General features: G+C 58.5%; 24 protein-coding genes. 9 read left to right on the top strand and 15 right to left on the bottom strand.

Going from position 1 to position 26,509, the window contains the following annotated elements:
- Window positions 1-91 precede the first annotated feature (91 nt).
- Window positions 92-982 (top strand): LysR substrate-binding domain-containing protein, encoded by an 891-nt coding sequence (locus BTN45_RS24285; protein ID WP_207591582.1) that lies wholly within the window; start codon window positions 92-94, stop codon window positions 980-982.
- A 6-nt stretch (window positions 983-988) separates the two neighbouring features.
- On the opposite strand, the gene BTN45_RS24280 is transcribed toward BTN45_RS24285, so the two are convergent.
- Complete coding sequence (locus BTN45_RS24280) at window positions 989-1,255, bottom strand: hypothetical protein (RefSeq protein ID WP_006700604.1); 267 nt, start codon at window positions 1,253-1,255, stop codon at window positions 989-991.
- Window positions 1,256-1,487: 232 nt separating this feature from the next.
- Here BTN45_RS24280 and BTN45_RS24275 point away from each other — a divergent pair, with 232 nt between their 5' ends.
- The 6 genes from BTN45_RS24275 to BTN45_RS24255 all read left to right on the top strand — a co-directional run bounded on the left by BTN45_RS24275 (window position 1,488) and on the right by BTN45_RS24255 (window position 8,528).
- The gene (locus BTN45_RS24275; RefSeq protein WP_246751733.1) at window positions 1,488-2,543 is read left to right on the top strand and encodes an ABC transporter substrate-binding protein; all 1,056 of its coding nucleotides are present in this window, start codon (window positions 1,488-1,490) and stop codon (window positions 2,541-2,543) included.
- Window positions 2,544-2,608: 65 nt separating this feature from the next.
- Window positions 2,609-3,049, top strand: a complete 441-nt coding sequence (locus BTN45_RS26460) for a hypothetical protein (RefSeq protein ID WP_246751732.1) — start codon at window positions 2,609-2,611, stop codon at window positions 3,047-3,049.
- Window positions 3,049-3,996, top strand: a complete 948-nt coding sequence (locus tag BTN45_RS24270; protein WP_207591580.1) for an ABC transporter permease — start codon at window positions 3,049-3,051, stop codon at window positions 3,994-3,996. The genes BTN45_RS26460 and BTN45_RS24270 overlap by 1 nt, the downstream gene beginning before the upstream one ends.
- Window positions 3,993-4,817 (top strand): ABC transporter permease, encoded by an 825-nt coding sequence (locus BTN45_RS24265; RefSeq protein WP_035210563.1) that lies wholly within the window; start codon window positions 3,993-3,995, stop codon window positions 4,815-4,817. The genes BTN45_RS24270 and BTN45_RS24265 overlap by 4 nt, the downstream gene beginning before the upstream one ends.
- Window positions 4,814-6,427 (top strand): ABC transporter ATP-binding protein, encoded by a 1,614-nt coding sequence (locus BTN45_RS24260; protein ID WP_207591578.1) that lies wholly within the window; start codon window positions 4,814-4,816, stop codon window positions 6,425-6,427. The genes BTN45_RS24265 and BTN45_RS24260 overlap by 4 nt, the downstream gene beginning before the upstream one ends.
- A gap of 97 nt (window positions 6,428-6,524) precedes the next feature.
- Window positions 6,525-8,528, top strand: a complete 2,004-nt coding sequence (locus tag BTN45_RS24255) for a CocE/NonD family hydrolase (protein ID WP_207591577.1) — start codon at window positions 6,525-6,527, stop codon at window positions 8,526-8,528.
- A gap of 157 nt (window positions 8,529-8,685) precedes the next feature.
- On the opposite strand, the gene BTN45_RS24250 is transcribed toward BTN45_RS24255, so the two are convergent.
- Genes BTN45_RS24250 through BTN45_RS24220 form a run of 7 tightly spaced genes read right to left on the bottom strand, consistent with a single transcriptional unit; the run spans window position 8,686 to window position 16,900 of the window.
- Entirely contained in the window at window positions 8,686-9,561 is an 876-nt protein-coding gene (locus BTN45_RS24250) for an alpha/beta hydrolase (protein WP_207591575.1), read from the bottom strand.
- Window positions 9,551-11,158, bottom strand: coding sequence for an ABC transporter ATP-binding protein (locus BTN45_RS24245; RefSeq protein WP_207591574.1), 1,608 nt, complete (start codon window positions 11,156-11,158; stop codon window positions 9,551-9,553). Before BTN45_RS24245 ends, BTN45_RS24250 begins: the two co-directional genes overlap by 11 nt.
- A gap of 4 nt (window positions 11,159-11,162) precedes the next feature.
- Window positions 11,163-11,990 carry an ABC transporter permease gene (locus tag BTN45_RS24240; protein ID WP_207591573.1) on the bottom strand — a complete coding sequence of 276 codons (828 nt, stop codon included), beginning with the start codon at window positions 11,988-11,990 and terminating at the stop codon, window positions 11,163-11,165.
- 4 nt (window positions 11,991-11,994) lie between these two features.
- Window positions 11,995-12,966, bottom strand: coding sequence for an ABC transporter permease (locus BTN45_RS24235; protein WP_207591572.1), 972 nt, complete (start codon window positions 12,964-12,966; stop codon window positions 11,995-11,997).
- Entirely contained in the window at window positions 12,963-14,417 is a 1,455-nt protein-coding gene (locus tag BTN45_RS24230) for a carnitine 3-dehydrogenase (protein WP_207591571.1), read from the bottom strand. Before BTN45_RS24230 ends, BTN45_RS24235 begins: the two co-directional genes overlap by 4 nt.
- Window positions 14,414-15,970, bottom strand: coding sequence for an ABC transporter substrate-binding protein (locus BTN45_RS24225; protein WP_207591570.1), 1,557 nt, complete (start codon window positions 15,968-15,970; stop codon window positions 14,414-14,416). The genes BTN45_RS24230 and BTN45_RS24225 overlap by 4 nt, the downstream gene beginning before the upstream one ends.
- 42 nt (window positions 15,971-16,012) lie before the next feature.
- On the bottom strand, window positions 16,013-16,900 hold the full coding sequence (locus BTN45_RS24220) for a 3-keto-5-aminohexanoate cleavage protein (RefSeq protein WP_207591568.1): 888 nt from the start codon (window positions 16,898-16,900) through the stop codon (window positions 16,013-16,015).
- Window positions 16,901-16,988: 88 nt separating this feature from the next.
- Between BTN45_RS24220 and BTN45_RS24215 the strand changes: the two genes are divergently transcribed.
- Complete coding sequence (locus BTN45_RS24215) at window positions 16,989-17,954, top strand: GlxA family transcriptional regulator (protein WP_207591567.1); 966 nt, start codon at window positions 16,989-16,991, stop codon at window positions 17,952-17,954.
- 138 nt (window positions 17,955-18,092) lie between these two features.
- Here BTN45_RS24215 and BTN45_RS24210 read toward each other — a convergent pair whose 3' ends face one another.
- Window positions 18,093-19,070 carry a GlxA family transcriptional regulator gene (locus BTN45_RS24210; RefSeq protein ID WP_348649833.1) on the bottom strand — a complete coding sequence of 326 codons (978 nt, stop codon included), beginning with the start codon at window positions 19,068-19,070 and terminating at the stop codon, window positions 18,093-18,095.
- Between the two features lie 250 nt (window positions 19,071-19,320).
- Between BTN45_RS24210 and BTN45_RS24205 the strand changes: the two genes are divergently transcribed.
- Complete coding sequence (locus tag BTN45_RS24205) at window positions 19,321-20,157, top strand: alpha/beta hydrolase (protein ID WP_207591745.1); 837 nt, start codon at window positions 19,321-19,323, stop codon at window positions 20,155-20,157.
- Window positions 20,158-20,267: 110 nt separating this feature from the next.
- Here the strand turns inward: BTN45_RS24205 and BTN45_RS24200 are convergent, their stop codons facing one another.
- The 6 genes from BTN45_RS24200 to BTN45_RS24175 form a co-directional block, all read right to left on the bottom strand.
- Entirely contained in the window at window positions 20,268-21,179 is a 912-nt protein-coding gene (locus tag BTN45_RS24200) for a D-2-hydroxyacid dehydrogenase family protein (RefSeq protein WP_348649835.1), read from the bottom strand.
- Window positions 21,180-21,225: 46 nt separating this feature from the next.
- Window positions 21,226-22,251: an NADP-dependent oxidoreductase gene (locus BTN45_RS24195; RefSeq protein ID WP_207591565.1), complete on the bottom strand. Its 1,026-nt coding sequence runs from the start codon at window positions 22,249-22,251 to the stop codon at window positions 21,226-21,228.
- 684 nt (window positions 22,252-22,935) lie between these two features.
- Window positions 22,936-23,808, bottom strand: coding sequence for a D-amino-acid transaminase (locus BTN45_RS24190; protein ID WP_207591564.1), 873 nt, complete (start codon window positions 23,806-23,808; stop codon window positions 22,936-22,938).
- Window positions 23,809-23,859: 51 nt separating this feature from the next.
- The gene (locus BTN45_RS24185; RefSeq protein ID WP_207591562.1) at window positions 23,860-24,795 is read right to left on the bottom strand and encodes a glyoxylate/hydroxypyruvate reductase A; all 936 of its coding nucleotides are present in this window, start codon (window positions 24,793-24,795) and stop codon (window positions 23,860-23,862) included.
- A 31-nt stretch (window positions 24,796-24,826) separates the two neighbouring features.
- Window positions 24,827-25,240: a VOC family protein gene (locus tag BTN45_RS24180; protein ID WP_207591561.1), complete on the bottom strand. Its 414-nt coding sequence runs from the start codon at window positions 25,238-25,240 to the stop codon at window positions 24,827-24,829.
- Window positions 25,241-25,275: 35 nt separating this feature from the next.
- On the bottom strand, window positions 25,276-26,484 hold the full coding sequence (locus tag BTN45_RS24175) for a gamma-glutamyl-gamma-aminobutyrate hydrolase family protein (protein WP_207591553.1): 1,209 nt from the start codon (window positions 26,482-26,484) through the stop codon (window positions 25,276-25,278).
- Between the last annotated feature and the right edge of the window lie 25 nt (window positions 26,485-26,509).

The following is a 26,509-nucleotide window of genomic DNA, read 5'->3' as shown; positions in this document are numbered from 1 at the left end:
GCCGGATCGTGATGGCAATCTGTTGCGCCACCGCATTGAAGACGGCGGTCCGGCGGTGTATCGGATCGCACACTTTCTCTTGGGGACCGGAATGCAACCTTCATTCAGATTGCCGCCGCTGGAGGCGCTCGTTGTTTTCGAGGCTGCATCGCGGCTGGGCAGCTTTTCCCGTGCAGGCAACGAGCTTGGCCTGACGCAAAGTGCAGTCAGCCGGCAGATTGGCAAGCTGGAGGCATTCATCGGTTCGAAGCTTTTCGAACGCGTACCAACGGGCGTTCGGCTGACGACCATGGGCGAGAATTATTCGATCGACATATCGCGGTTGATCCTCGATATAGCAAGCGTGACCGACGGCGTCCGGTCCTGGACCGGAGCGAGCCAGATCACCATCGCGTGCTCCCGTGGCATTGCCGACCAATGGTTCATGCCTCGCCTGCAGAGGTTGAAACAGGATATTCCTGGCATCGAGTTGCGGGTGCGGGTGACTGATGACGTGGCGCATTTGCGCCTTGATGAATTCGACCTCGCAATTTTCTATCGCAAGGAAAGACCGATCGGCGTCTGGCTTTCGGAGCTCGGCCAGGAAGAGGTCGTTCCGGTCTCTGCGCGAGGCATGGGCGACCTCATGGAGCTAACAGCGCCGGTCCTAATCTCAATCGAAGATTCGATGCGTGAATGGCAGGACTGGAGCGACTGGTGGCGATCGTCGCAGCTTCTGCCGCCCAAGGATGCAATCCATTGGAAACTGGGTGACTACGGCCTCTGCGTCGCCGCAGCCTCGCAGGGGCTTGGCGCAACACTCGGGTGGACCTGGCTTATCCGCGATCAGCTTGATAGCGGGGCGCTTGTTCCAGTCCATGCCCACGCCATGCGCTCGGAAGGCAAATTTTACCTGATGCGCCCGGCTGATCGCCACCAGCGCAAGATCGTGCGCGAGGTTTCTGACTGGCTGATTGCGGCCAATCATAAGACCGCGCGCTGACCGCCCTCAGGCGCTGACGGAAGGTGTCTTGCGGCGGCGGTCCAGCAAGAAACGGGCGTAACCGATGATGGTGAAGAGCAGCCACGCGACTTGCGAGATGAGCGAGCCGAGATTAAAGTTCCAGATCAACGAATAGATCAGGAACACACCGCCCAGAACGTTCAATAGAGTGTATCGCCAGTCTTCTATCGTCAGAAATCGAAGTTGCAACAAGGCATAGGCGAAGAGATAGAAAAAGGCTCCTGCAAGGCCGACAATATCCGCTAGCCCCATTTGTATTCACTCCATGAACGCTCTCGCCGCGCGAGAATTGCTACACCGGATCGGCTCCGGCGCCTCCCTTTACTGCGCTTCGCAAATAACCGGATGCGCTCAGATTTCATGACCCCATGCGCAAAAATCATACCCCCCTTTGCTGGTCTCTATCTAGTGCCGAACCGCCGAGTACGATACCCCACAGCGAGCTGAGCCTTGACCGGCTAGATAAAAAACAGGGAACCCAGATATGACCTCCTCCCCCTTTTCCTTCTCACTCGATCGCCGGCACTTCCTCGCCGGTGCGGCGAGCCTTGCGGCGCTTTCCGCCGGTTTCATCACGAATGCCAGTGCGCAAAGCACGGACACGCCCAAGAAGGGTGGAGTGCTAAAACTAGGCATCGGCGGCGGCAGCACCACTGATAATCTCGACCCCCGCATTCTGAAGGACTGGGTGCCGGTCAATCAGGCGTTCATGATCATGAACGGCCTCGTGGAGATCGATACCAACAATCATGCCGTGCCCGAACTGTTCGAAAGCTGGGAAGCTCAACCGGGCGCGGTGGAGTGGGTCTTCAAGCTGCGCCAGGGCGTCACGTTCCATAACGGGAAGACATTGACGGTAGAAGACGTCATCTACTCCATCAACCTGCACCGCGGGGAAACCACCTCTGCAGCGCGCTCGGTTGCGTCCGCCTTGAAAAGCGTCGACAAGCTATCCGACACCGAGGTCAAGATCGTCCTCGAAAGCGGTAACGCCGATCTCCCCTACATCCTTTCCGACTATCATTTCCTCGTGGTTCCGGAAGGCTGGACGGATTTCAACAAGCCTGTCGGGACCGGGCCGTTCGTCTTCGAAAGCTACGATCCGGGCGTGCGTTCGCGCTTTACCCGCAATCCGAACTACTGGAAGCCGAATGCTGCCCATGTCGACGCCGTGGAAGTCATCGTCATCAACGATATTGCCGCACGTACCAACGCCATGATGTCGGGTCAGGTCCACGCCATAAACCAGCTGGATTTCAAGACGGTTGATCTGCTTCGCCGCAATCCCAACCTCAATATCGTTCAGTCAGCCGGCGGCCAGCACTTCACCTTCCTGATGGATTGCACGCAGGCGCCCTATACGGACAACAATATCAGGCTCGCCATCAAGCACGCGATCGACCGTGAGCAGCTACTGAAAACCGCATTGCGTGGATACGGCCGCCTTGGCAATGACCACCCCGTTCCCAGCTCCGACCGCTTTTATGCAGCAGACCTGCCGCAAAGGCCATACGACCCGAAAAGGCGAAGTTCTATCTGAAGCAGGCTGGCCTTGACGCCCTCAAGATCGAGATTTCTGCTTCCGACGCCGCCTTCTCCGGCGCAGTGGATGCGGCTGCGATCTTCCGCACCAGCGCCGCTAAGGGCGGTATCGACGTTTCGATCAAGCGCGAGCCGGCTGACGGCTATTGGGACAATGTGTGGATGAAAGCGCCTTTCTGCATGTCCTATTGGGGCGGTCGTCCCACGGCAGACCAGATGTTGACCATCGCATATCAGTCGACGTCGGCGCAGAACGACACGCACTGGAAGAACGACACCTTCGACAAAAAGCTGATCGAAGCGCGTGCGCTTCTCGACGACGCCAAGCGCAAGGAAATCTACGCCGAACTCCAGGCGCTCATTTCCAATGAAGGCGGCGCGATGATCCCGATGTTTGGCGACTATCTCGACGCCACATCCAAGAAACTCAAGGGCGTGACGACCCATCCCATGTTCAATTTCATGGGCGCCCGTCTCGCTGAAAAAGTCTGGTTGGACGCATAATGACTACTCTTATCCTGAAGCGCGTTGCTTTGGGTATTTTGACGCTTCTGCTGGTGTCGGCGCTTATTTTCGCCGGCACTCAGCTTCTTCCCGGTGATGTGGCGTCGGCAATACTCGGACAAAATGCGACGCCTGAATCCCTCGCCGTGTTGCGCGCCGATCTCGGCCTCGACCAGCCCCTCCTGCATCGTTATTTCTCCTGGCTGGGCGGCTTCGTAAGCGGCGACCTCGGAAATTCCCTGGCCAACCATCAACCCGTGGCCGATCTTCTGTGGCCACGCTTCTGGAACACCATGGCGCTGGCGCTTTATGCAGCCGTCGTCTCCGTTCCTGTCGCCGTCACACTCGGGCTGTTCAGCGCAATCCTGCGCGGCAGCCTGTTTGATCGCGCAGTGAATATTGTGGCGCTCGCCTTCGTTTCCCTGCCGGAGTATTTTCTCGGCCTGCTGCTGATCCTGTTCGTATCCGTGCAGTATAACCTCCTGCCGAGCCTTGCCGATACCTATCCCGGCATGGGTTTTGCGGACTGGCTGAAGGCGACCACGCTGCCGGCCCTGACGCTTGTTCTTGTGACCGTGGCGCAGATGTTGCGCATGACCCGCACCGCCGTGCTGGCTGTCATGGATCAGGCCTATGTCGAAACCGCCTATCTCAAGGGGCTTCGCACCCGGCGCGCGGTTCTTCGTCACGCCCTTCCCAATGCGGCTGCGCCCATCGTCAATGTCGTGTCTTTCAACATCGCCTATCTGATCACAGGCGTGGTGCTGGTGGAGGCCGTGTTCAACTACAATGGGCTTGGCCGTTTCATGGTCGATGCGGTCTCCAAGCGTGACCTGCCGCTGGTGCAGGCTGCGGCCCTCGTCTTTGGCGCGGCCTACGTCATCTTGAACATCATTGCCGATATCTCGGCAATCGCGCTTAATCCGCGCCTGAGGCATCCCCGATGAAAATTCTCCGTTCCATCACCCCGACCGCATGGATCGGTCTTTTCATCATCTCGCTCAATCTCATCCTGTTCGTCGCCGGCCCGCATATCGCGCCTTTCGCCCAGGAGGAAATTGTCGGATCGCCTTTTGATCCGCCTTCGGCTGCGCACTGGTTTGGTCTTGATCAGAATGGCCGCGATATGCTGTCGCGTCTTCTGGCTGGCGCACAGATGTCCATTGGCGTTTCACTGGCAGCATCTCTCCTGTCCTTCACCATCGGGATTACGCTGGGGTTCATCGCCGCCATTTTCGGCGGCTGGCTGGACACGGTTCTGTCGCGCATTGTCGACACGGTCATGTGTATTCCGGTGCTGATTTCGGCCCTTGTGGTGTTGCAGGCACTTGGCTCGTCCATTCCCGTGCTGATCGTCACCATCGCCCTTCTGGATTCCACGCGCGTCTTTCGCCTGGCTCGTATCGTCGCGCAGGGTATCAATGTTCTCGAATATGCCGAAACGGCGCGTCTTCGTGGTGAAGGCCTGTTGTGGCTGGTGTTTAAGGAGATCTTGCCCAATGCCCTGCCGCCGCTGATTGCCGAATTCGGTCTTCGCTTCTGCTTCACCTTCCTCTTCGTCGCGGGGCTTTCCTTCCTTGGTCTTGGCATCCAGCCGCCCTTCGCGGACTGGGGCGGTATGGTGAAAGATAACCAGCAGGCGATCCTTTACGGTCTCTATGCTCCCCTTTATCCGGCTGCCGCCATCGCCATCCTCACCATTGGCGTCAACCTCGTCGTCGATTGGCTGCTTGCCGGCCGCAGCGCAATTCAGGGAGCGGACCGATGAACGAGAGCAAGGTTTTGCAAATTCGCGGGCTCAAGGTTGCCGCACCAAATGGCGCCATCCTCGTTGACAACGTCGACCTCGACCTGAAGCGCGGCGAGGTCAAAGGGCTCATCGGTGAATCCGGTGCGGGCAAGTCCACGATTGGCCTTGCTGCCATGGGGTACGGTCGCAACGGCTGCCGGATCGTTGGGGGCGAGATTGTCGTGAACGGCGTTTCGCTGATGACGATCGATCGCGCCGGACGCGAGGCAGTACGTGGTGCGCGCATTGCCTATGTGGCGCAAAGCGCAGCCGCCGCCTTCAATCCGGCAATGAAGATCGGCGAACAGATCATGGAAGGCCCGCTCTATCACGGCATCATGAACCGGCAGGAGGCGGAAACCTGGATGCTGGAGCTGCTGCAGGCGCTGCAGCTTCCCGATTATCAGAATTTCGGCAGCCGTTACCCGCATCAGGTATCGGGCGGTCAGTTGCAGCGCGCGATGGTGGCCATGGCCATGTCCTGCCGTCCCGATATTCTGGTTCTGGACGAACCGACCACCGCGCTCGATGTTACGACGCAGATCGAAGTTCTCGCTCTCCTGCGCAGCCTGATCCAGCGTTATGATACGGCTGCGCTCTACATCACGCACGACCTTGCAGTAGTGGCGCAGATTGCCGACAGCATCCTGGTGCTGCGTCATGGCAAAGAGGTCGAGGCCGGTTCTGCCGAACAGATCCTCGAAAAGCCGCAGCAGGACTATACGCGCCGCCTGGTTTCCGAACGCAAGGCCAGCATGTCGGGAGAAGGCGTTCACCATGAAAATGGTGAGGTTCTGCTCGAAGCGCGCGATGTCACCGCCTATTACGGCCGTAAGAAGGTGCTTGATAACGTCCAGTGCCTGTTGCGCAAGGGTGAGACACTCGCCGTTGTGGGTGAGTCCGGTTCAGGAAAATCCACCCTCGCCCGGGTCATTGCCGGCTTGCCGCCCCATTCCTCCGGCGTTGTTACCCTCGCCGGACACAGGCTTGCCGATAAATACACCCAACGCAGCCGTGAAGAGTTGCGGCGCATCCAGCTTGTCTATCAGCTTCCGGATGTGGCGTTGAACCCGCGCCACACGGTTGGCGAAATCATCGGCCGACCAATGTCGTTCTATTTCGGCATGAACGACGAGCAGCGCGCATCCGAAGTGAACCGCCTGCTGGATCTCATCGGGCTGCCGCGCGACTTTGCCGCGCGCCTTCCAAAAGCGCTTTCCGGTGGGCAGAAGCAGCGGGTGTGTATCGCGCGCGCCCTTGCGGCGCGTCCCGACCTCATCATTTGCGACGAAGTCACTTCGGCGCTGGACCCGCTGGTCGCCGATGAGATCCTCACTTTGTTGCAGTCGCTGCAGGATGAACTGGGCGTCTCCTATCTGTTCATCACCCATGATCTCGGCGTCGTTCGCAGGATTGCCGACAGGACCATGGTGATGCAGCACGGCCGTATTGTCGAAACCGGCACCACCGAGGAGGTTTTTGCTCCGCCGTACCAGCCCTATACGGAGCAGCTTATCACCTCGGTTCCCGAGTTGCGGCGCGACTGGCTGGACGGCGTTCTGGCAAAACGCGGCCTCCCGGCCGCCTGACTTCCGCGGCGGCTAACATGCTTGAGCCGCCGTCTCTCCTTCATCTCCAATGGCCTGCTGCAATGCCAGCACCCGATGAACTGACTGGAATACCCAAATGACAGTGCGTGTTGAAGAACATATCTGGATCCCCATGAGCGACGGCGTGCGCCTTGGAGCGCGTCTGTGGCTGCCGGAAGGCGCGGAGCAATCGCCGGTTCCTGCCATTCTCGAATATATCCCCTATCGCAAGCGTGACGGAACGCGCGGGCGCGACGAGCCGATGCATGGCTATTTCGCCAGCCAGGGCTATGCGGCGATCCGCGTCGATATGCGCGGCACCGGCGAATCCGACGGCCATATGGCAGACGAATATCTGCAGCAGGAACAGGACGACGCCCTGGAAGTGATCGACTGGATTTCCTGCCAGCCCTGGTGCAGCGGCAATGTCGGCATGATGGGCAAGAGCTGGGGCGGCTTCAACGGCCTGCAGGTCGCCGCCCGCCGTCCACCGGCGTTGAAAGCCATCATCACCGCCTATTCCACGGATAATCGCTATACGGATGATATTCACTACATGGGCGGGTTGTTGCTGAACGACAATCTCTGGTGGGGCACGATCATGCTTGCCTATCAGAGCCGCCCGCTCGACCCGGAGATTGTTGGCGACGAATGGCGCGATCGCTGGCTTGAGCGACTGGAAAAGCTGCCCTTTTTCCCCGGGCTCTGGCTAGAACATCAGCGTTACGACGCCTACTGGAAACACGGTTCGGTCTGCGAGGACTGGAGCGCCATCCAGTGCCCGGTCCTTGCCATCGGCGCGTGGGCGGACAGCTATACCAATGCGGTCCCACGGCTTCTGGAAAACCTTCAGGTACCCCGTCGCGGCATCATCGGGCCCTGGGGCCACATCTATCCTCAGGATGGCGTACCCGGTCCGGCAATCGGCTTCCTTCAGGAGGCGACGCGCTGGTGGGACCATTGGCTGAAGGGGAAAGAGACCGGCGTCATGGACGAGCCGATGTTGCGCGCCTTCGTCAGCGACACAATCGAACCGACAGGCACGCGCACGATGACGAAGGGCCGGTGGGTCGGCGAAGCGGCGTGGCCTTCGCCTGAAATCTCGACCCGATCACTCTATCTTGGTGGAGCCCGGGACTTGCGTGACGCGGTGAGTGATCCTGCGATCCTTGCTATCCGTTCACCCCAGAGCCATGGCAAGGCGGGCGGCGAATGGATGGCGACCGGCTGCCCGGGCGAACATCCGACCGACCAGCGGCTCGACAATGGTGGCGCGCTGATTTTCGAAACCGCCCTGCTTGAAGACGATTTCAATTTACTCGGTGCACCTGTTGCGCGTTTGCGCGTTGCCGCAGATAGTCCCGTCGCCCAGATATCGCTGCGCCTCAACGATGTGCTTCCCGACGGTCGCATCACACGCGTCAGCTACCAGGTTTTCAACCTTACCCACCGCGACAGCCACGAAAATCCGGAACCACTGGAACCCGGCAAATTCTACGACGTCGCGATCAAGCTCAACGATTGCGGATATCGCTTCGCCAAAGGCCACAAGCTGCAACTCGCCATCGCCACCGCATATTGGCCGATGGTGTGGACATCGCCTTACGATGCGACGATCAGCATTTCGGTTGCGGAAAGCGCGCTCGACCTGCCAGTACGTGCTGTAGGCGACGGCAAGCAGGTTCGCTTCGAGCCGCCCGCCCATGGCCCATTCACGCCTATGACGCAGATTGACCCCGGCACGGTTCGTCGCTGGACAGAACAGGACCACGAAACCGGTGTTAACACCTATATCACGGAAGGTGTGGGTGGCCTGTTCGGCGAGGGCGTGCTGCGCTTTGACGAGATCGATACCGAACTCAGCCACAGTCTGCGCCGTGAACTGAGCATTCGCGACGACGATCCCCTCTCCGCTCGCTACGTGCTCACCCAGACATACGAAATGGGCCGGGACGGGTGGCGGATAACGATCGAGAGCCGGACTGAAATGCGCTCCGATGAAAGGTACTTCTATTTAATCGGCGAGCTCTCGGCTCTCGAGAATGGTAATATCGTCAGGACGCGACAATGGGACGAGCGCTACGAACGCGATCTTATCTGACACTTCGGATACGGCTGCCGCAGGAGCCGATAGCGTGCCAAGGATAATTGAACAGAGCGCCCGAACTCCGTCGCCCGCCTATTCGAGGGCGAAGGAATGAGCGAGGTGTGCCGGGATTCCGGCATCTCGCTCAAGACCGGCAAATCAAGGACACGCCTCATGAAAGAGAAAAGCGCCGCACTTCGGCAATGACTGCTTGAAAACTTCGGCGCGCGCGGTCGCTCATTCCACGCGCGCGCAAGAAACCGTGCGGTAACTGGGGCTCGTTGCGCAGGGTCACCGGCACACCCGCCGCCGACAGCCGCTCGGCATAATCCGCGCCATCGTCACGCAAGGGATCTACATCTGCCGTGACAATGAATGCAGGGGCAAGGTCTGAAAAATCTGGCGCCTTCAGCGGGCGGGCAATCGGATCGCTTGGGGATGCGCCACCAAAGAGCAAGTCCCTGTAGACAATCACGTCACTGGCCCGCAACAGCGGGGCTTCGGCATTGTCACGATAGGACGCCGTGTCCCCGTCACCACCAAGGCCCGGGTAAATAAGGACTTGCCCCCGGGGTTGTCTTCTGCCCTTTTGCGAGAGACAAAGTGCCGCAGCAAGAAGACCGCCTGCGCTGTCGCCCACCACCACAACCGGTCGATCCAGTGCTCGCCAAACCGCTTCAACGTCGTTTATCTGTGCGGGCCACAGGTGCTCCGGCGCAAGGCGGTAATCGACCGAGATAGTCTGCAAACTCGTCGCATCAGCAATTTCCGCACAGACGTCATCGTGGCTGTCGAGCCCTCCCACCACAAAGCCCCCGCCGTGCAGGTAGAGGACGCAAACGGGTGATGCCAACCCGTAAATCCGGCACGGTACCCCACCGATCTCCCGATCGACAACGACGACGTTCTCTGGCCGAGGTGCTCGGAAATTAGCGCACATCGCATCGTAATAGGCCCGGTTCTCTAGGGCGCTCGCGGTGTTGGCCTCGGCTGGATAGCTGGCTTCGGTTTTGCGGATGAAGGCGATAACCTGAGGATCACTGATCATGTGGTTTGTCCCCGTTATGACGCCTTAGCCAATCCGGATCCATCTGCGGCACAGAAGCGAGCAACTGACGCGTATAGTCATGGCGCGGCGGATCCATGACGTCGGCCTTGCTGCCCTTGTCCTGCACCGTTCCACCCTTCATCACCACAACGTCATCAGCAATGGCGCGCACTGTGTCGATGTCGTGCGTGATGAACATGTAGGAAACGCCCGTTTCGTCCTGGAGGCGGCTTAGAAGGCGCAGGATGCCCTCGGCCACCAGTTGATCAAGTGCGCTCGTCACTTCGTCACAGATGATGATTTCAGGATTTGCCGCCAGCGCCCTGGCGATGCCGATCCGCTGCTTCTGGCCACCAGATAATTCGCCCGGTCGCCGATGAAGAAACTGCCTGGGCGCAAGCTCGATCTGCTCCATCAGCTCCGCAAGGCGGTTTTCCAGCGCCGCTCCCTTCAAGCCCAGATAAAATTGTAGCGGACGGGAGAGAATCTGGCGGATGGAGTGGCGCGGATTGAGGGCTGTATCAGCCATTTGATAGATCATCTGGATCTTGCGCAATTGCTCGCGCGATCTCCGGTTAAGGCTCGGCGGCAGCACTTCTCCATTCAGTTCTATGCTGCCAATGCGTGGCGGCAGCAAGCCTGTAACAACGCGGGCGGTGGTTGATTTTCCCGAACCCGACTCTCCGACAACAGCAACGGTGGCACCGCGCGGAATTTCAAACGCGACGTCACGCAAGACATCAAAGTGGCCATAAGACGCGGTAATATTGTTGATGCTGATCACAGGCGCGTCCTTTCTCTCCAGCCGGCGTTCAGGGCGGCGGAACTCCCGCACGGCCCAGAGCGAGCGGGTGTAGTCGTCGCGTGGAGCCTGCATGATCTGACGTGTAGGCGCCTCCTCCACCTCCCTGCCGTGACGCATGACCTTAATGCGATCAGCCATCTGAGCCACGACGGCGAGATCGTGGGTGATGTAGATCGCTGCAGTTCCCGATGTTTCGACGGCTGAGCGGATGGCGGTAAGGACCCCGATCTGCGTTGTCACGTCGAGCGCTGTCGTCGGTTCGTCAAAGACGATGAGATCGGGCTTGCAGGCCATGGCCATCGCCACCATGGCACGTTGCAACTGTCCACCCGACACCTGATGCGGAAATCTCAGCCCGAAATTTGCCGGATCGGGCAAATGCATGCTGGCGTAAAGCTGACGCGCAAAGATCTCGCAATCCGGTCTGCTCGCGGCGCCGTGTATGGCCGGGCCCTCGCAGAATTGATCGAGTAATCGCCAGGCGGGGTTAAAACTGGCGGCAGCAGATTGGGCGACATAGGCAACGCGCCGTCCTCGATAGGCCGACCTCTCCCGTTCGCTCAGACGCAGCAGATCAACATTCTCCACGAGAACGCGCCCACTTGCAAAACGCAGGCCGGCGTGGGCAAAACCCAATGCTGCAAGGCCAAGCGTCGATTTGCCGGCACCAGACTCGCCGATGAGGCCAACGACCTCGCCGCGCCTCACTTCGAGATTTATGCCGTGCAGGATCGGGGACCAACCATCCTCATTCTTTGCTTCAACTTTGAGGTTTTCGATCTTCAGCAACATGGCTTTAGTCTTTCAATCCCGAGGCGCGATGCAACATCCAGTCCACGACAAAATTGATCGAAACCGTCAGCACGGCGATACAGGCGGCCGGTAAAAGCGGGGTGATATCTCCAAAGGTGATGAGGGCGGCGTTGTCGCGAACCATCGCGCCCCAGTCAGCCATCGGTGGTGGTAGCCCAAGCCCCAGGAAGGCGAGCGCCGAAATGGTCAGAAAGACGAAACAGAACCGCAGCCCGAATTCGGCAATGAGGGGCGCGGTGATGTTGGGAAGTATTTCCTTGAGAATGATCCAGGCGATGCCGTCGCCTCTGAGTTTCGCCGCCTCCACATAGTCCATGACCATGACATTTGCCGCGGTCGCGCGCGCCAGACGAAAGACGCGTGTCGAATCGAGAACCGCAACGATCAGGATCAGATTGACGACGCCCGACCCAAGCGCCGATAGCGCCAGCAATGTCAGGATCAGAGGCGGCACCGCCATCATCACGTCAACAATGCGGGAAAGAACGAGATCAAACCATTTGCCGAGGGCAGCAGCAAGAAGACCAAATACCGCACCGAGCGCGAAAGCAAGCACCGTGGTCGCGACGGCAATTCCGACAGTATTGCGAGCGCCCCAGATGAGCCGCGAGAGCATGTCGCGGCCAAGCGCATCCGTGCCGAGGGGAAAAGCCGTACTCCAGGGTTCGAATTGCGCGCCGACGATTTCGGCTTGGTCATAGGGCGCGATCATTGGGGCAAGCGCAACGACAACAACATAGATGACGATGATGATAAGACCGATCAGCGCGGTTGAAGGCATGCTCCTGATTGTCCGGGCAAGGCTCGTCATCAGCTCACCTCGGATGTAGCAGGCGCGGATTGGTGGCAATTGCCAGCACGTCGGCCAGAAGGTTCAAGAGAATATAAACTGAGGCAAAGATGAGAGCACAGGCCTGCACCACCGGCATGTCACGATTGGTAACGCTGTCGACCATCAACTGGCCGAGGCCAGGATAGACAAAAACAACCTCAACGATGACGACACCGGTAATAAGCCAAGCAACATTGATCGCGATGACGTTGGAAATCGGCGCAAGCGCATTCGGCAGGGCATGCCTGGTGATGATGCGCCAGCGGGAGGCGCCCTTGAGGCGCGCCATTGTGACATAGGGCTCGGCCAGCACATTCAGCACCGCAGCACGCGTCATGCGCATCATATGCGCTGTCACGACAAGGACGAGCGTTATTGCCGGAAGGAAGGCGCGGCGTAGCATGTCGAAGAAGTCGGGTGCCGCGCCGGGATCGGCTACCGATGGAAACCACCCCATATGTACGGAAAGCCAGAACATCAGGATGTACGCGACGAAGAATTCGGGAAAAGAGATGGCGGACAGGGTCATGATATTGATGACCCTGTCGAACCACGTTCCTCTCCACATCGCCGCCAGCAGCCCCAACAGCACCGCCAGTGGTATCGCGATGGCGGCTGCGTATGCAGCAAGAAACAGCGTATTGCCCAACCGCGCCGACAGAAGCTCCGCAACAGGTCGACCGTTGGCAAGCGAATGGCCGAAGTCGCCGGTGAGGATGCCGCCGATCCACGTGAGATAGCGCCATGTCAGAGGTTGATCGAGACCAAGCTCGCGGCGAAGAGCCGCAACGGTTTCGGGCGTCGCCGATTGGCCGAGGACCTGCTGGGCAATGTCGCCCGGCAGCAGGCCGACGGCAAGAAAAATCAGGAGGGAAATCAAAAGCAGAGTGAACAAGCCGAGACCCAGCCGCACGGCCACCATATGCCGAATGGGGCGCTTTCGTCCGCTCGTCATGCCGACGTCTCCTTCAACCGTACCGCACGGATACCGGCCCCGGCGTGATCTGGCAGTGATCCATTTTCCTTCGCGTTGACACGATCAAGTGCGCGCATCAATGGTGTCGGCATTGCCACTGTACGGTTTGCCTTGGTATCGACATGCAGGAGCATATGCTCCCCGGTCGCGACTGTCTCGCCATCTTCGTTCAGGATCGCATGATGTAGGCGAAGGCGCTTCTCGTCATAACCAAACAGCCTGGTTTCCACCGTGAGCCGCGCACCTGCCTTTACTTCCGCCAGATGACGGATGTGGGTTTCGACCGTGTAAGCGGAATGACCACCGGCGCGATAATCGGCGTCGAGCCCTATATGGATGAGAAAGGCGTCGGTCGCATCGCCCAATACCTGCAAGTAGCGAAACTCGGTCATGTGACCGTTGTAATCGACCCAGCCACCGTTCACATGGGCTTCATGGAGACGCAGCGGATAATCTGACTGCATCTTACCGTGACGGGCATAAAAGCGATTTTCCATCGCTTTGACGGTCTGTCCGGCTCCCCAATCATTCGCCTTGAGTGCGTGGAAAATACCGATCAGGTTGCTATCGCGAATGCGCTCAAGCTCTCGGATGGAGTGTGCCCCTGACTGTGCGTCCGATTGGCCGGCAATCAGGTCAATCAGGTCGTCATTGAAGTCCGGCACGTCCATCAATTTGGTCCATGGCCATTTCAGCGCCGGGCCGAACTGAGCAAGGAAGTGACGCATACCAGCTTCGCCGCCAGCGATGCGATAGGTCTCGAACAATCCCATCTGCGCCCAGCGCAGTCCAAAGCCGTATCGGATGATATCGTCTATTTCCTCCGTGGTGGCGATACCATCCTTCACCAGCCAAAGTGCTTCCCGCCAGATCGCTTCGAGCAGCCGGTCACCGATATGTGCATCGATTTCACGGCCGACCTGCACCGGTTTCATGCCCACCGACACCAGAATGTCGGACGCCTTTTGCGCAGCAACGCCGCCGCCCACCACTTCAACGACCGGCAAAAGATAGACCGGATTGAAGGGATGCGCCACGATGACGCGCTCGGGATGAACTGCACCTTCGCGCAATTCTGACGGCTTGAACCCGGAGGTGGAAGAGGCAATGATCGCCTGCGGCGGAGCCGCTGCTTCGATTTCGGCAATGATACGATGCTTGAGATCCAGCCGCTCCGGAACGCTTTCCTGGATGTAGTCCGCACCTGCTACCGCCTCGGCGATCGAGCCTGCCCAGACTATTGCCCCTGGCCTGGGCAGAGGTGATTGATAAAGCCTCCCCCATGCTTCGGACGCATTTGTCATTACTTCTGTGACAATACGGTTTGCTTCGGGATGCGGGTCGAAGACAGCAACGTCATGACCGGCCAGTATGAAGCGGGCGATCCAGCCGCCGCCGATGACACCGCCTCCAATTGCTGCGATTTTCATGCCTGCCACCACCGTTCTACGATTTTCCAGCCGTCGAAAAAGCGGTTGTTGGCGACGGGGCCATGCGCAACCTTGTCATTGGAGACATCGACATAATTTACGAAGACAGGAATGATCGTCCCGCCATCCTCACTGACCAGGCCCTGCATCTCACGATACATTTCTGCACGCAGCTTTTCGTCCAGAGTGGTGCGCGCCTTTACAAGAAGCGAGTTGAACCGCTCGTTATCCCAGTGGCTTTCGTTCCAATCGACACCTTTGGCATAAACGAGGCTGAACATGTCGTCCTCGGTCGGGCGACCGTTCCAGTAGCTCACACAGAACGGCTTCTTCAGCCAGACATTCGACCAGTATCCGTCGTCCGGCTCCCGTTTGATGCCAAGATCGATCCCAGTCGCCTTGGCAGACTGCTGGAACAGCTGAACCATGGCCAGCGCCCCGACGGAGGCCGCGTCCGACGCGGATATCTCCACCTTGAGCGCATCCATGCCCGCCTTTTTGAGATAGTGCTTTGCCTTATCAGGATCATAGTTGTGTTGCGGCAGGTCGGCAGCAAAGTAGCGGTTAGCGGGTGCGATGGGGCTGTCGTTGGCGATGCGGCCGTGCCCGTGCAGAACCTTATCAAGCACCGCCTTGCGGTCGATGGCGTGTTTGAGGGCGAGGCGAACATTCGGGTCCTTGAACGGCGCTGCATCACAGAACATTGGCATCGCGTAATGCGCGGTGCCCGTGACTTCCGTCGCCTTGATCCCTGGTCGGCGCAAAAGAAGCGGGAGCGTTGCAAGGTCAGGTGAGTTGATGACATCGACCTCACCGGTGATCAACGCATTCTGACGCGCCGTGGCGTCGTTGATGGTTGACAGAACGGTGGTATCGAACCAGGCCCGGTCCGATTTCCAGTAGTCATCGCGCCGTTTCAAGGTAATGCGAACGCCCGGCTCAAAATCAGCCAGTACGTATCCACCTGTGCCGAGTTTGGATTGCCAGTTCAGCGTTCCGTCCTCGTTGGCCGGCATGATGACGAAGTGGTAGTCGGAGGTAAGATAGGCAAAATCTGCATTGCCGGAATTGAGTTCAAAGATCACGACATGATCGCCATCGGCACGAATGTCGGTTAATTGCGAGAGAGATCCCTTCGCGCCGGACTTGGAATCCTGTCCGCGATGGTGATTGAATGAAGCGATCACGTCTTTGGCAGTCAGCTTGCGCCCGTCGGAAAAGGTTGCGGTCTGCCGCAGCTTGAAGGTCCAGATGCGCGCGTCTGCGTCGGTCTCGAAGCTTTCCGCAAGCTCCGGCACCGCTTTGCCCTCGGCGTCGATTTCCACGAGGTTGTTGCACACCGCCAGCATGGCGGTGACGACCGGGCCGGCAGCAAATGTCGCAGGGTCTGTGGTATCGGAGGTCGCGCCGCCAAGATGGCCGATACGCAACGTGCCGCCACGCTTCGGTTCTGCTGCTCTTGCGCCATAGGGCAGGATCAGCCCGGCAGCCGCAAGGCCAGCTGCGCCAGCCAAGAGGCCGCGTCGGGTTACATCGAATAGTGCTTTGCTCATTTCAACAGTTCCTCTCTTAATTATAGTTTGATGAGATGCTGATTAGCGCCGAAGCAGTTTGAGCTTTTCGCGAACCTCCTGTGGGGTAAGAATCCGGCAGCCCATGCCTGTTAAAATGGTGGCCGCGCGTTCGACCAGATCGCCGTTGCGCGCGAGCACACCCTTGTCCAACCAGATATTATCCTCCAGCCCGACACGGACATGACCGCCCGCGAGCGCCGCCTGTGCAACATATGGCAGCTGCATGCGGCCAATCGAGAACATCGAATAGGTCCATCCCTGCGGGATATTGTTGACCATCGCCATGAGGCTGTTGATATCGGCTGGCGCGCCGTAGGGGATGCCCATGCAAAGCTGGATCATGACGGGATCGTCGATGAGCCCCTCATCGACGAGTGTCCTGGCAAGCCAGAGATGCCCAGTATCGAAGACCTCGATTTCAGGGCGCACGCCAGCTGCCTGAACGCGCCGGGCCATGGCACGCAACGTGCCGGGGGTGTTTGTCATCACATAGTCTGCTTCCGCGAAATTCATTGTTCCGCAGTCGAGCGTGCAGATTTCCGGCAGCAATTCTTCCACATGGATCAGACGCTCGGTTGCGCCAACCAGATCGGATTGTGGCGCGAGCGGCAACGGCGCTTCTGCCGATCCGAGAACGATATCCCCACCCATCCCCGCCGTCAGGTTGAGCACGACATCCGTATCCGAGGCGCGGACACGCTCGACAACTTCCCGGTAAAGAGCCGGATCGCGAGAGGGCGCCCCGGTATTTGGGTCGCGAACATGGACATGGGCAATGGCGGCGCCCGCCTTGGCGGCTTCGATGCAGGCATCGGCAATTTGTGCTGGCGTGATCGGTACGAGACTTGACTTCGTATGGCTCTGACCGGACCCGGTGACAGCGCATGTGATGAAGACGTCGCGGTTCATGAAAAACTCCGGAAGCGAGGTAAATTCCAAGGGAGTGTGACAGCAAATTTTCAGTCGCAATGTGCATAATTTGCGCTAAATTATGCAAATGTCGCCAAAATCGCCGTTTCACCTGACGTTTGTGCTTTTCGAGGGCTTTTCCAACATGGTGCTCGCCAGCGCCATTGAGCCTCTTCGGGCAGCCCGCGATCTTTCGGGGCGTCAGCTGTTTTCATGGCAATTATGCTCTTTGAACGGTGGCGCCATCGCCAGTTCGTCACGTGCGGTGATTGGCGCTGACCTACCCCTGTCCCGCGTCGGAGCGACCGATGCACTGGTCCTTGTTGCAGGCTACGGTGTGCGCAATCACCTTGATCACGATTCAGCGGCTGCTGTGCGCAGAAAAGCCCGCGGACTGCCGGTAGTGGGCGGGCTTGACACCGGTGCGTGGCTACTTGCGCGCGTGGGTCTTCTGGGAGGGCGCAAGGCGACGATCCACTGGATGGAGAAGAAGGAATTTTCGGAGAATTTTCCTGAGGTCCGTGTCACGGACGGACCCTATGTCGTTGACGGAAACATCGTCACTTGCGGAGATGCACAGAGTGTTCTGAGCTGGTCACTCGACCTCATCGGCAAACACGCGGGCGAGGCGCTGCGGTTTGATGTCGCCAACATGTTCGGCGGTGTCCAAAAACCTGGTGAAAGGGGGCTGGCGCGAGGGTTCGCCGGCAGGATGAACGATCACGGCCTCCCCACCGCCGTACAGCGTGCCATCATCGTTATGCGGGAAACCGCAGAACAGCCGCTCAAATTGCCAATCATTGCCGACCGTGTTGCGGTTTCAGAGCGCAGCATGGATCGCCTGTTTCACCAATATCTTGGTATGTCCGCGGGCCAGTACTACAGCCAGATCAGACTTTCTCATGCTCGCGCACTCGCGGTGGAAACCAATATGTCGCTTTATGAAATTGCTTTTCGCACAGGGTTTTCCTCGCCCTCCACGCTTGCGCGTGCCTATCGGATGAAGTTCGGAGAAACGCTGCGTCAGAAGAAGGCAAAGGCTACCTCCACATGACCCGTTTGCGCCGTTCAGATGAGACTTGCCCGAACAGGCACATTGCTGAAGATGGGCTGACGTCGAAACGGTAGATTTCGGCATCAACGGGACGGCGACCTCGGTCCGCAACAGGAAGTTGGTCGCCCACAAGCTCAATCACAGTCGCACATCGCCACGATAAACGTTCGGCGTCGCTCCCGTTAACCTGCCAAATATCTTGCGGAATGCTGCCGGATCCGCATAGCCGACCGCCCAGGCGATGCTCTCGACCGAGCCATTCGTCGTCTCGAGCAATTGCCGCGCCTTCATAATGCGCACGTTCTGAAGATATTCCGTCAGTTTCAATCCTGTCGCACGCAAAAAGCGACGCTGGAGCGTTCTTTCTGAAAGATGCACGCTGTCTGCCAGTTCGCCGATCGATTTTTGCAGCTCTGGCGCTGCATGGAATTGATGCTGGATTTGGCGAACTTCTTTGTCACCGTGATCAAATCGCGGGATGAAAGTCTTGTATTGGCTTTGACTGCGCCGCGGCGGATCCACGACCAGAAAGCGTGCTGTCTCCAGCATGACGGTCTGCCCAAGAAGCTTTTCAACGAGGAGCAGGCCGAGATCGGCCCAAGCCAGAATGCCTCCGGCGGTGATCACGTCACCATCGTCAATGATCATGTTATCGGGCAAAACATCTATTTTGGGAAACCGCTCGGCAAGTCGCGCGGCAAAGGCCCAGTGGGTTGTGGCACGCCGTCCATCGATAAGCCCCGTTTCCGCGAGAACGAAAGCTCCGGCGCAGATCGAACAGACAGTCACACCAAGCGCATGCTGGGATGAAAGCCATTTTGACGCAGGCCGCATGCTTTGCATCTTCTCCGGCATGACGATGCTCGGTGGCGCGATGATGTAGCTCAACGAATGCGATGCTCCGGTTTCCGAATCCCAGATGCAAGAAACCGCGCCATCCTCAACCGTCCAGTGACTGACGCGGATTTTTCGAAGGCTTGTTGGTTCCTGTAAATCCGTCGCCCAGTCGCCGGCGACACGGAACAAGTCCGTCAGTCCGTAGACCGCAGCCAGCTGACAATCCGGATAGATCAGTAACCCGACCTCGATAAAGTCAGCCGGTTCAAAATTTGTCACTTTTGCCTCCGATAAAGTCATTTGCGCCACGCGCCTGTGATAGCGGATGGCGCTAAGTTCTTCAAGTCAACCAAGGGCATTCGAAGACAAAGCTCGACAGGAGATATGTATGACATCTGACGCAGATCGGTTTTTCGTGTCGAGACGCAGCGTACTGATCGGTAGCATCGCACTTGCCAGCGTGGGCATTCCGACGATCGCCTTCTCGCAGACCCCTTCCAGTAACCATTCAGCACAAGGAGAAATTGACATGGGTTTCGTGACAACCAGGGACGGCACTGAGATTTTCTACAAGGACTGGGGCCCGAAGGATGCCCAGCCGATCGTTTTCCACCATGGCTGGCCGCTCTCGTCCGATGACTGGGATGCGCAGATGCTGTTCTTCGTCTCCAAGGGTTTTCGTGTTGTCGCCCATGACCGCCGTGGTCATGGCCGTTCCGCCCAGGTTGCCGATGGTCACGACATGGACCACTACGCCGCCGACGCCTTTGCGGTCGTTGAAGCGCTCGATCTGAAGAATGCCGTGCATATCGGCCATTCCACCGGCGGCGGCGAAGTTGCCCGTTATGTCGCCAAGCATGGCGAACCCGCCGGCCGTGTCGCCAAGGCGGTTCTCGTTTCCGCCGTACCGCCGCTGATGCTGAAGACCGAAGCCAATCCGGAAGGCCTGCCGATGGAGGTTTTCGACGGCTTCCGCTCAGCGCTTGCCGCAAACCGTGCGCAGTTCTTCCGCGACGTCCCGGCCGGCCCGTTCTATGGCTTCAACCGCGATGGCGCGACCGTGCATGAAGGCGTGATCCAGAACTGGTGGCGTCAGGGCATGATGGGTGGTGCAAAGGCCCATTACGACGGCATCAAGGCCTTCTCGGAAACCGACCAGACCGATGACCTGAAGAATATCAGCGTTCCGACGCTTGTTCTGCACGGTGAAGACGACCAGATCGTTCCGATCGCCGACTCCGCCCTGAAATCGGTGAAGCTGCTGAAAAACGGCACGCTGAAGACCTATCCCGGCTTCTCGCATGGCATGCTCACCGTCAATGCCGATGTGCTGAACGCCGATCTTCTGGCCTTCATCAAGGGCTGATACTTTTGCGACATCAGAATGCGGCCGATCATTCGGCCGCATTTTTATTTGGGCAAGGTGAGATGGCCTCACTTGGTCGCGGGACAGGAAGCAAGGATCGCGTCGGAAGTTCACAAAACCCGCAGTGGCGCTCCGTTTAGCCATGCGACGAGATTGTCCACGGTATCTCGATAGAAAATCCGGTATGAGTTTTCGGTAACAAAACCGATATGAGGCGTTGCGATCACATTGCCAAAAGTCCGAAACGGATGATTACCGGCCAAAGGCTCATGATCAAACACGTCCACTGCAAGACCTGCGATCCTCTTGGTTTCCAGGGCAGCGATCAAAGCTCCTTCATCGACAAGCGGACCTCGTGACGTATTCACGAGCCAGGCTGTTGGCTTCATCAATGCCAGCTCGTCCGGACCGATTATGCCCTTTGTTCGCTCCGAGAGAACAAGATGCAACGTCACCCAGTCTGACTCGCGAAGAAGCGTGTCTTTTTCAACCCGTCTCACACCGGCAGCCTCTGCCGCCTCATCGGTCAGATTCTGGCTCCAGGCGATCACCTCCATACCGAATGCAAGGCCGACCTTTGCAATCTGGCGGCCGATCCTGCCCAGACCGATGACACCCAGCGTACTGCCCGAAAGGTCGCGCCCGACCGTGGTTTGCCAGCCGCCACTCCGAAACGAGGCAATTTCTGTGGGAATATGGCGTGCCGCCGCAAGGATGAGTGCCCAAGTCAGCTCCGGGGCGCCCGATCCGTTCGCACCCGTCGCCGAAACAACGATGCCGAGATCACGGGCCGCTGCAACGTCGATTGAGGCGTTGCGCCCTCCAGTCGTTGCGATGAACCGCAGGTTCGGCAGGCGCTCGAGAATACGTCGCGGCAGCGGCGTCCGTTCGCGCATGACGCAGACAGCATCGAACGGCAAGAGACGATCAAGCAGGCGTTCTTCGTCCGCGATGTGGTCATTGAAGACCGTGATTTCGGCGCGGTCGTTCAAGGGCGACCAGTCGGCGCTGGTGATCGCCACATTCTGGTAGTCATCCAAAACCGCGATATTTTTTTGTTATGACGGCTCATGAGACGAGGCCGTCGATTTTGACGATAAGCTTGCCGAAATTCTTGCCTTTCAGCATGCCGATGAAGGCGTCGGGAGCATTCTCCAATCCATCGACGACATCCTCGCGGTACCTGATCTCGCCGCTAGCGACCCTTGGGCCGATCTCCGCGAGAAAGTCATTGAAATGATCGGCCGCAAATTCAGTCTGGATGAAACCTCGAACAAGAAGGCTCTGTCTCAGGATCGCCGACATCGTCGCCGGAAGACGGTCTGCCTGCGACGAGTTTGCACCGTTATACTGAGAAACGAGGCCGCAGACGGGAACACGCCCGAACCGGTTTAGAAGAGGCAGTACCGCATCCCAGACGCGTCCTCCGACATTCTCGAAATAGACATCAATCCCGTTTGGAGAGGCCGCCTTCAGATCGCTGACAAAATTCTCCGAGCGATGATCAACCACGCTGTCGAAGCCAAGTTCATCCTTCACGAATGCACATTTGTCCGGTCCACCGGCTATACCGACTGCCCTCGCCCCGTAAAGCTTTGCAAGCTGTCCGACCATCGAACCAACGGGACCAGAGGCTGCAGCGACAGCAACCGTCTCACCCTGCTTCGGTTTGCCAATGAACTTCAGACCACTCCATGCAGTAAATCCGGGCATGCCAAGGACGCCGATCGCGGTCGTGACCGGCGCGCCGTGCGTCTCGACCTTTCGTAGCAAGTCCCCATTGATGACCGCCCCCGTACACCAACCGGTCCGCCCGCGCACGATGTCGCCGGGCGCAAAACCATTGTGCCGTGACTTCACCACCTCGCAGATCGTCTCGCCTTCCATGATACCGTCGATGGGTACGGGCGCCGCGTACGATTTGGCATCGCTCATACGCCCACGCATGTAAGGGTCGAGCGAAAGATAGAGAACGCGGACCGTGACATCGCCCTCGGCTGCTTCGCGCAACTCGGCATCCTCAAGGCGGAAATTTTCATGCGATGGTTCTGCCAAGGGGCGGCTTGCCAGCACAATGCGTTTTATCGTCATCATAAGGTTCGTTCCTCGTTGAATAGGGCCGATTTTCTTGACGCTCTCGGGGTAAATATCCTACCGCTTCTCGAACTCGAGGGGCGGCGGCATCCTGTTCCTGATGTGTTTGCGTTTTGGGTTGTAGATCATTTTGATGTACTCGAACACGTCCAGACCAAGGTAATCGCATGAGCGATCGCCTGAAACTGGGAGGACCGCTCAGCAACACTTCATCACGAAAGTTGGCCCAACCCACGGGACCCCGATCCTGGATACCCGGGGAACGGCGCGCTGTGCTGGTGAACTGAGAACTCTTTTCGAGCTTCATCATGCCCGATATCCTGACGCCGATCTTGAGGTCCGGTCTACAGGAAAACCACGGCATCTCCGGCACGATATTGATCCCCTGCCAGGTACGACTATCAATATAAACGGATGCATAGCCTGAGTGTCGACGCTCTTAACTCCGGCAACGGCACCGATCCGCGCAATTCGCTGATCTTCTCCGATTACGCCCGTCGTGCTAGGGTCGCCGTGAGGTCAGGGCGTGGCGCATGGCTGAGATCAACATCTTCGCCCATTGACTGCGGACACGGTCACTTGCTCCGGTAAATGCAAATTTGACGGTCACCGGCCGGCGCGGTGGCCGAACTCAGAGAACGCAGCCCCTGGGCGACCCAAATTTGTGGGTGAGCGGCAGCGCTGCTAGATGCGAGCGCCGACCGCTTTCTCAAGATAAATCTCGCGCAGCCGGCTGCTGACCGGGCCGATCGTACCATCACCGATCGTCTCGTCATTGATCGACAAAACAGAAGTGACGAAAGACGTCGCCGAGGTGATGAACGCCTCTTTCGCTCTAAGCGCCTCTGCGACCGCAAACGAGCGCTCTTCCAGCGCGTAGCCGGCTTCCTGCGCAAATCCAAGAACGGCTGCACGGGTGATGCCATGAAGGATATCTGAGGACAATGCGCGCGTCACGATCTTGTCGTCAGCGGTGACGATGTAGGCATTGGCAGAAGATGCTTCCGTAACAAATCCATCTTGAACGAGCCAAGCATCATCAGCGCCCGCTTCATGTGCCGCGTTTTTCGCCATCGAAGGATAGAGAAGCTGCACGGTTTTGATGTCACGGCGCCCCCAACGGATATCGGGGAGCGTGATGACCTTGAGGCCACGCTTGGCAAGCGGGCTCTCCAGAACCGGGCGGGACTGGGTGAACATCACCACCACCGGCCGCGTGTCTTTTGATGGAAAGTTAAAATCGCGATCTGCGACGCCGCGCGAGATCTGCATGTAGATCAGTCCCTCATCGACGTTGTTGTCGATGACCAGCTTGCGATGGATGGCCAGCAATTCCTGTGGGCTCATGGGCGCAGGCATGTCCAGTTCCTTCAGCGACCGTGCAAGCCGAGCCATGTGGCCGTCGAAATCGACAAGCTTGCCGCCAATGACGCATGTCACTTCGTAGATGGCGTCGGCAAAGAGGTAACCACGGTCGAAGATCGAAACTTTGCCTTCAGATTCGAGGCAATAGTGTCCATCCACATAGACGATACGTTCAGGAGAGGTCATGTTCATTCCGTTCCAAAAGATGATGCGTTTGATGATCAGGATGTTGCGCGGCCAGATTCAATAGCCACGCTCCAGATCGACGGTGGTTGGAAGTGCGCCCGTGCTGCGATAGGTCAGGATGTTGCCAGCGACGATGGCGGCTGCGGTCTCCCGGTCTGTCGGCGCAGAGATGTGCGGCAGAACCGTAATTGCGGGATGGTCCCACAAGGCGTTGTCGGCAGGCAGTGGCTCGATATCGAAGACATCGAGAACCGCATGTTTCATGGCGCCGGAATCAAGCGCCTCGATCAGGTCTCCATCAACGACGATCGGACCACGGGCGAAATTGATCAGGGAGGCATCCGCAGGCAATTTGGAAAGCCGGTCACGGTTCAGCAATCCCTTCGTTTCGCTGGTGAGCGGAAGCAAGCAGACAAGGATGTCCGAACGGCTCAGAAGGAGATCCAGCCCCTCTTCCCCATGGAAGGTCTCGACACCGGCAAGCGACTTTGCCGAACGGCTCCAGCCGATCACGCTGAACCCCGCCTCTTTCAGGCGCGACGCGGAAGCTGCTCCGAGCGCACCTAGACCCAGGAGACCTATCGTAACCTGCTCAGGCCGGCGATAGGCGAGCTGCTGCCAGACATGCTCACGCTGGAACTTCGCATAGGCTGGCATGTCACGGAACAGATAATAGGTCCAAACCAGCACGGCTTCAGCCATTGTGCGACTGAGCTGCGGATCAACGAGACGCACGATCGGCAACCGGCTTTCGCCAAGTTCGCTGACAAGGCGTTCGACGCCGGCCCAAACACTGTGGATCCATTTCAAACCCGGCAGCCGTGCAATATCGGCCGGATCCGGATTGGCGACGATTGCGATGTCGACCTTCTGCCGTGCATCCTCATCGAGCTGCCGAAACGGGACAATCGTTTCACCCGGCAGATTTTGGGAAAGCGCAGCCAGCCAGAGCTGTTCCACATCAGCGGTCATACGCGTCACAAGCGCGATCATCGGGCGGACTCCTCTTCTTCTGACGATAAACCTAGTGCGCAAAAACGCTGTCGAAGTCCTTGAACCCTTTGACTTCTATCGGATTTCCGCTTGGATCGAAGAAGAACATCGTGCGCTGCTCGCCGGGCTCACCTTCAAAGCGCACCACCGGCGGTATGTCGAAGGCGACGCCGGCATCTTCGAGGCGCTTGGCGAGTGCCAGCCAGGCATCAAGCTCTAGAACAACCCCGAGATGCGGCATCATCACCATGTGATTTCCGACCTTACCGGTGCGCGTCGTTTCAAACGGCTTGCCGAGATGCATGGAAATCTGATGGCCGAAAAAGTCGAAATCCACCCATGTCTCGGTGCTGCGCCCTTCCTGGCAGCCAAGAACGTCGCCGTAGAAACGGCGGGTCTCATCGAGATCGTTGACGTGATAAGCGAGATGGAAAAGCGAGCGCATGAGTGTTTCCTGTCTTTTTGGTTGAGTGACGACGGTTAGACCGCCGCCCGTGACTGTCTGAGAAGCGCCGCCTGAAGAAAGGCGACGATCAAGGGATGGGGAGCGCCGGTGCGGGACGATAATTCGGGGTGTCCCTGCATCCCGATATAGAAGGGATGGTCGATCACCTCAATTGCATCGACGATAGCGCCATCTACGCCTCGGGCGGCCACCCGCAACCCGCGCATTTGCATCGCTTCCACCAGTTCCGGATTGAGCCGGAAACGGTGATTGCACCGAATGGACGTATCCGCGCCGATCAGCGCCGCCAGCCGCGTCCCCGGGATCGGCTGTGTTATCTGATCGCCCGTGCGGTGCTCGGGCAGCAGACCGCCATCGGCTGTTTTCTCTCCAGCCATGGCGCGGAACGTCTTGATATCGGCATCGGGATCGGCCTCAGCCAGATTGGCGTTTTCGCGGCCGAATGTCTTCCAGGCCACGGCGGTTGCCATGGTCTGCATACCGAGGCAGAGGCCGACGATCGGAACTGAGTTGTCAAGCGCGAAGGCCGCCACCGCCGTCTGCCCGGCCACATTTTTCATGTCCGATCCACCCGGTAGAAGAATACCGGCATAGGGTTGAAGCGTCTTGCCGGCATCGGCGTCCCGTAAATCGACCGGATCGATGAAGTCTATTTCGACAGCAGCAGAAAGACTGTCCGCCGCGTCGGCAAGGCTTGCCAATGCCGCCGGATAGACGCCGAAATGATCACTTTCGGCACCCACCAATGCAATCTTCATTGCGGCAGCGGGCGTAGCCTCGGCCTGTTTCAGAACGACGCGACCAAAGCGATCGCGCCAGGCAAGCACGACGTCGGTCTCCCCGTCGATGAAATGATCCCCACGCTCGACAACGTTGATCACTTCATTTGCGCTTTCCGCAAGCATGCTCGTCGCGTCTGCCTCAGCCATGAAAGCTTGATGAACCGGCACAACAACGTCTGCGAGGCGAGCCGCATCGAGTACCTCTCCGACAGTTGCGGGTGGCGAGACCGGCTTTCCCGACAGCCGCTCGAACCAGCAAAGACCGCTTGCCGCAAGCCCACCTGTTGCCACCACGTGCTGTTCTGCATCCGCATGGCGCGCGGTATCGAAATGGGCTGCGATGTGCATGAAGCCACAATTGCGGCTCACGGCAACCGCTGCAGCCACCGCCCCGTAAAGAGCAGGACTGTCGGTGTCATGTTGGACAAGGATCAGACCCATCTTCAGCTCCGTTCAATCTCTTTGC

The sequence above is a fragment of the Rhizobium sp. ZX09 genome, assembly GCF_017357485.1.
Taxonomy (GTDB): Bacteria; Pseudomonadota; Alphaproteobacteria; order Rhizobiales; family Rhizobiaceae; genus Agrobacterium; species Agrobacterium pusense.
Note: the sequence above shows the minus strand (reverse complement) of the source record. Positions and strands in the feature narration are given on the sequence as shown.

Excerpts from the sequence above, each read along its gene's own strand:
- BTN45_RS24285 (WP_207591582.1), top strand. The coding sequence starts at position 92 with ATGCAACCTTCATTCAGATTGCCGCCGCTGGAGGCGCTCGTTGTTTTC.
- BTN45_RS24280 (WP_006700604.1), bottom strand. The coding sequence starts at position 1,255 with ATGGGGCTAGCGGATATTGTCGGCCTTGCAGGAGCCTTTTTCTATCTC.
- BTN45_RS24275 (WP_246751733.1), top strand. The coding sequence starts at position 1,488 with ATGACCTCCTCCCCCTTTTCCTTCTCACTCGATCGCCGGCACTTCCTC.
- BTN45_RS24270 (WP_207591580.1), top strand. The coding sequence starts at position 3,049 with ATGACTACTCTTATCCTGAAGCGCGTTGCTTTGGGTATTTTGACGCTT.
- BTN45_RS24265 (WP_035210563.1), top strand. The coding sequence starts at position 3,993 with ATGAAAATTCTCCGTTCCATCACCCCGACCGCATGGATCGGTCTTTTC.
- BTN45_RS24260 (WP_207591578.1), top strand. The coding sequence starts at position 4,814 with ATGAACGAGAGCAAGGTTTTGCAAATTCGCGGGCTCAAGGTTGCCGCA.
- BTN45_RS24255 (WP_207591577.1), top strand. The coding sequence starts at position 6,525 with ATGACAGTGCGTGTTGAAGAACATATCTGGATCCCCATGAGCGACGGC.
- BTN45_RS24250 (WP_207591575.1), bottom strand. The coding sequence starts at position 9,561 with ATGATCAGTGATCCTCAGGTTATCGCCTTCATCCGCAAAACCGAAGCC.
- BTN45_RS24245 (WP_207591574.1), bottom strand. The coding sequence starts at position 11,158 with ATGTTGCTGAAGATCGAAAACCTCAAAGTTGAAGCAAAGAATGAGGAT.
- BTN45_RS24240 (WP_207591573.1), bottom strand. The coding sequence starts at position 11,990 with ATGACGAGCCTTGCCCGGACAATCAGGAGCATGCCTTCAACCGCGCTG.
- BTN45_RS24235 (WP_207591572.1), bottom strand. The coding sequence starts at position 12,966 with ATGACGAGCGGACGAAAGCGCCCCATTCGGCATATGGTGGCCGTGCGG.
- BTN45_RS24230 (WP_207591571.1), bottom strand. The coding sequence starts at position 14,417 with ATGAAAATCGCAGCAATTGGAGGCGGTGTCATCGGCGGCGGCTGGATC.
- BTN45_RS24225 (WP_207591570.1), bottom strand. The coding sequence starts at position 15,970 with ATGAGCAAAGCACTATTCGATGTAACCCGACGCGGCCTCTTGGCTGGC.
- BTN45_RS24220 (WP_207591568.1), bottom strand. The coding sequence starts at position 16,900 with ATGAACCGCGACGTCTTCATCACATGCGCTGTCACCGGGTCCGGTCAG.
- BTN45_RS24215 (WP_207591567.1), top strand. The coding sequence starts at position 16,989 with ATGTCGCCAAAATCGCCGTTTCACCTGACGTTTGTGCTTTTCGAGGGC.
- BTN45_RS24205 (WP_207591745.1), top strand. The coding sequence starts at position 19,321 with ATGGGTTTCGTGACAACCAGGGACGGCACTGAGATTTTCTACAAGGAC.
- BTN45_RS24195 (WP_207591565.1), bottom strand. The coding sequence starts at position 22,251 with ATGATGACGATAAAACGCATTGTGCTGGCAAGCCGCCCCTTGGCAGAA.
- BTN45_RS24190 (WP_207591564.1), bottom strand. The coding sequence starts at position 23,808 with ATGAACATGACCTCTCCTGAACGTATCGTCTATGTGGATGGACACTAT.
- BTN45_RS24185 (WP_207591562.1), bottom strand. The coding sequence starts at position 24,795 with ATGATCGCGCTTGTGACGCGTATGACCGCTGATGTGGAACAGCTCTGG.
- BTN45_RS24180 (WP_207591561.1), bottom strand. The coding sequence starts at position 25,240 with ATGCGCTCGCTTTTCCATCTCGCTTATCACGTCAACGATCTCGATGAG.
- BTN45_RS24175 (WP_207591553.1), bottom strand. The coding sequence starts at position 26,484 with ATGGGTCTGATCCTTGTCCAACATGACACCGACAGTCCTGCTCTTTAC.